We start from the raw sequence: 3,966 nt of genomic DNA, 5'->3' as shown, positions 1-3,966 counted from the left end.
CAACCGCCCTGATCGCGAGTGCCGCCGCGACCGAGTACGAGCACTATGTGCGGGTCCGTGAAGAACTCCGCAGCTCCGGGGCCCCGTACGCGTCCGTGAGAAGCAGTCGCCCGTCCACCGGCCCGGCCTCCGCGGCCGGTTCCCGCTCCGGTACCGGACTGGCAACCACCGGCCAACCTGCCCCGACCGGTCGGGGCCGTCGGTTCCGTGCTGCCGTGCTCGGTTCCGCAGGAGCGGGCGGGAGCCGGGGCAGCGACGGAGTTGCTCCGCAGCGGTGGTCCGCGATGTCCTACGGCCGCCGTCTGCTGGCAGCGCTGCTCGGGCTTCGCGTACGCCCGGAACCACTGCGCGTACGCCCACAACCGCTGACGGGAGCACCAACGCCGCATACGCCTGAGCAGTCAGCGGGCGTACGCCCACCCGCTCGCCCGCGGCCGGGCACGGGCGCGTCACTGTCAGCGGAAGCGGCCGAGCCGCAGGGAGCCGGTGCCTTCGCCGTTTTCGCCGTGCTCGCCCCCGTTCTCTCCGGAACCGCGGCCGTGATCTTCTTTCTCGTCGGCCTCGTCCTCAAGATGTTCCGCGCCGAATCGGCTGTCGCCGGAACCATGATCAGCGCAGGATGGCTGTTCGCAGCCGCGGCCGTGGGCGCGATCGTCGTCTGCGTGACTATTCTGCTGGTCACCGCGGTGCGCCGTCGTGACCGGCAGACCGAAGAGGACCCGGGTTACGGCGAGATCGAGGAGGTGGAGCGTGCCAGAGATGCCTGGCGGGAAGCCCTCCTGGAGCGCGGCATCGTGCCGTTCCTGCGAGAGGCGCTCGACCCTGCCAGGGCTCCGGCGGGCGGGCCCTCCGCCCCCAGCGGCCGACTGCCGGCTCTCGGCTACCACCGTCCAGATTTTTCGGCCCCCGGCGACCGCCCCGATCCCGATTCGTCCCCCCGTCCGAGATACACCAGCCCGGACTTCACCAGCCCGGACTTCGGAGGCCCGGAACACCGGCCGGACTGACGTGTCCCTGCGCCACCTAACGCCGGACCCGCGACCTGCCCCGCGCGCGAGGGCGGCCGGTCGCTGAAGAGCCGCGAGACGGCTGCGCACCGGAGAGGAGGACCGCGAGGGCCGCGGCTGCCATCCCTGCGGACATGATGGTGAAACCGGCGGAGAAGGTGGCGGCCTGTGCCGCCAGGCCCAGGGCGAGGGATCCGAGCCCGGTGCCGGAGTCGTAGCCGATGTTCCATGCCACCGAGGTGATGTGCCGGTTCTCGGGGCCGGCACGGTTGAACGCCTGCACCAGCGTGAGGCTTTGGAGCCCTCCGTAGGCGGCTCCCAGCAGGAGCAGTCCGGTCAGCAGGAGGGGGACGCGCTCGCCGTCCGAGCCGATGGCCAGGGCGATCAGTGCCAGGCCTGCGCAGCCGGCCGAGACGAGAGTGGCGGTGATGGGCCGCAGGGAGATCCGGTCGGCCAGTTCTCCGCAGCCCCAGCGGGCCACAGCGGAGGTGGCGGTGAGGGCGAGCAGGCTCGCCGCGGCGAGTGCGGGCGTGCTGGTGAACTGCGGGGCGAAGGTGAGGACCGCGCCGCCTGCCGCCGTGACCAGGAGCAGGACGGTGAGCGGGAGCAGGATGCGCCGGAGCGCCGTGATCGCCGGGGTGGTTTGCTGCGGCTGGTCGGGCCCGGGCGGCGGAGTATCCGTGCGGGTCTCGACGGCGCGGCCCAGGGCCGGGATCCAGGGCAGCGCGAGGACGGAGAGAACGCCGCACGCGATGATCGCGGGGAGGGTGATCGTGCCCATCAGCCAGGGTGCCGCGGGGGTGAGGATGACCTGGGGGACGGCGATGGCCAGGCCGTAGAGGCCTATGGCCGCTCCCTGGCGTCCGCGCGGGGCCAGGGCGGCTGCGGCGATCGAGCCGCAGACGGTGATGATGCCGAATCCCGCTCCGCGCAGGGCGGTTGTCAGCAGCACGGGCACCAGGTGGCTGCTGAGGGCCTGCAGGAGGGCGGGCAGGCCGAGCAGGAGAGAGCCCAGGATCAGGGTGCGGGTCCAGCCGAGCGTGCGCAGCGCCCTTCTGACGCACAACTGGGCCAGGACGGTGGTGGCCATCAGGACGGCGGTGACGAGTCCGGCGCCGAATTCGTCGGCTCCTCCACTGACGGCCCACGCCGGGGAGACGGGCAGCAGGAGGGCGAATCCGGAGAAGCAGAACAGCACCACGATCAGCAGCTGCGGTATGCCGGGGGCGCGGAGTACGGATTCTTTCAAGGGATCAGACATGGACCTCGGTTGTCCTTGATCTTCGAGGCGGATGATTCGAGATGGCTGAGGTGGACGGGAGGGAGTGCGGTCAGGCGGGGCCCGGCGGCAGGTGCACGGTCATGATCAGATGGCAGGTTCCGTCGCCGTCGCCGCGGTAGGTGTGGGTCACGTCGCCGTCGAACGTGGCGGTCTGGCCGGCCCCGACGGGGTGCTCGACGCCGTCCACGACCAGGATCATGCGCCCCTCGGTGACGCTGACGGTCTCGACGACACCGGCCTGGTGGGGGTGGCTGGGGTACTCGTCGCCGGGCCGGAGCTGCCAGCGCCAGACCTCGACCGGGGCGGGCCCGGAGGTCGTCAGCATCAGCCGGGCCTCGCTGCCCTGCGGGCCCGCCCACAGCGGCATCACGGCGTCCTTGGACACGACCCGGACGCGCTCCTGGGCGGCCCCCTCCATCAGGGCGGACACCGGGACGCCGAGGGTGTCGGCCAGCCGGACCAGGGTGGCGAAGTTCGGGTTCCCCTGGGCCTTCTCCAGCGCGAACAGCGAGCCCTTGCTCACCTTGGCGCGCCGCCCGAGCTCGTCCAGGGACAGTCCCGCGCGGGTGCGCGCGGCTCTGACGTTGTGCGCGAGCGTCCGCAGAGCCGCTTCGGCTTCGGCCATCACTCCACCCCTCTTCGTGGTCCGGTCTGCTGGACCACGCGGTCGTTCGGTTGACATCTGGCGGTCGTTTTGTTGTACGTTCTAGTCGTTCCACTGATAGTAAAGGATGTGCCGTGTTCGCTCTGCTGCTGGCCCTGGGCAGTTCCCTGGCCTACGGATGTGCCGACTTCCTCGGCGGTCTCGGCGCCCGCAAGGCCCATGTCCTGCGCACCGTGATGATCGCCGCCCCGGCCTCCCTCGTGGTCGAGCTGCTGCTGTGGCCGGTCCTCGGAGCCTCCTTCAGCCCCGCCGCCCTGGGCTGGGGCGCGGCTTCCGGTGTCGCGTCGGCCGCGGCGTTCGCCCTGCTCTACAAGACCCTGGCGATCGGCCCGATGAACGTGCTCTCCCCGGTGACCGCTCTGGTCTCCGCCATGCTGCCGGTCGGCGTCGGGCTGCTCCAGGGAGAACACCTCGGCCCGGCCGGGCTGATCGGCCTGCCGCTGGCCCTTGCGGCGGTGATACTGGTCAGCGCCGGGCACGGCGCGAAGAACGCCCGCCCCTCGCGTACGGCGATCCTGCTGGCCTTCGGTGCAGGCGCCGCCATCGCCCTGCAGCTGGTTTTCCTGCACCAGGCGCCCGCGGACAGCGGCGTCGCCCCGCTTCTCGTCGGCCGCGCCGTCTCCTCCGCCGTCACTCTGGCCGCCGCAGCGCTGATGAACCGGCGACTGGGCGCCGAGAAGCCCGCCTACGCCATATCCGCCACCGCCGGGGTGCTGGACTCGGTGGCCAACCTGCTGTTCCTGTTCGCCGCCCGCAGCGGCGACCTGGCCGTTGTTGCCGTGATCACTGCCCTGTACCCGGCCGGGACCGTCCTGCTCGCCCGCAGTGTCCTGGCCGAACGCATCCACCGCGGACAACTGATCGGCCTGGGCACCGCGGCCGTGGCCGTCAGCCTCCTCGCCCTGACCTGACACCGCGCGGGGCACGACCCTGGCCGGGGGGGGCCCGCATGGGGGCAGGGTCCGCCGCCAGCGGCCGGAGGGGGGGGGGTGACCAGTGCGGGGGAGGGGAAG

General features: G+C 72.0%; 4 protein-coding genes. 2 read left to right on the top strand and 2 right to left on the bottom strand.

What is annotated here, in order from left to right; all coding sequences use genetic code 11:
* The first annotated feature begins 506 nt into the window (after positions 1 to 506).
* Positions 507 to 1,007, top strand: a complete 501-nt coding sequence (locus tag ACQKIP_RS42050) for a hypothetical protein (RefSeq protein WP_427745412.1) — start codon at positions 507 to 509, stop codon at positions 1,005 to 1,007.
* A gap of 16 nt (positions 1,008 to 1,023) precedes the next feature.
* On the opposite strand, the gene ACQKIP_RS42045 is transcribed toward ACQKIP_RS42050, so the two are convergent.
* Positions 1,024 to 2,268 (bottom strand): MFS transporter, encoded by a 1,245-nt coding sequence (locus tag ACQKIP_RS42045; protein WP_365856804.1) that lies wholly within the window; start codon positions 2,266 to 2,268, stop codon positions 1,024 to 1,026.
* Positions 2,269 to 2,338: 70 nt separating this feature from the next.
* The gene (locus ACQKIP_RS42040; RefSeq protein WP_365856806.1) at positions 2,339 to 2,914 is read right to left on the bottom strand and encodes a helix-turn-helix domain-containing protein; all 576 of its coding nucleotides are present in this window, start codon (positions 2,912 to 2,914) and stop codon (positions 2,339 to 2,341) included.
* Positions 2,915 to 3,027: 113 nt separating this feature from the next.
* On the opposite strand from ACQKIP_RS42040, the gene ACQKIP_RS42035 reads away from it, so the two are divergent.
* On the top strand, positions 3,028 to 3,864 hold the full coding sequence (locus ACQKIP_RS42035; protein ID WP_365856808.1) for a DMT family transporter: 837 nt from the start codon (positions 3,028 to 3,030) through the stop codon (positions 3,862 to 3,864).
* Positions 3,865 to 3,966: the final 102 nt, after the last annotated feature.

Source organism: Streptomyces sp. NPDC059900 (assembly GCF_050270335.1).
Lineage (GTDB): Bacteria > Actinomycetota > Actinomycetes > Streptomycetales > Streptomycetaceae > Streptomyces.
Note: the sequence above shows the minus strand (reverse complement) of the source record. Positions and strands in the feature narration are given on the sequence as shown.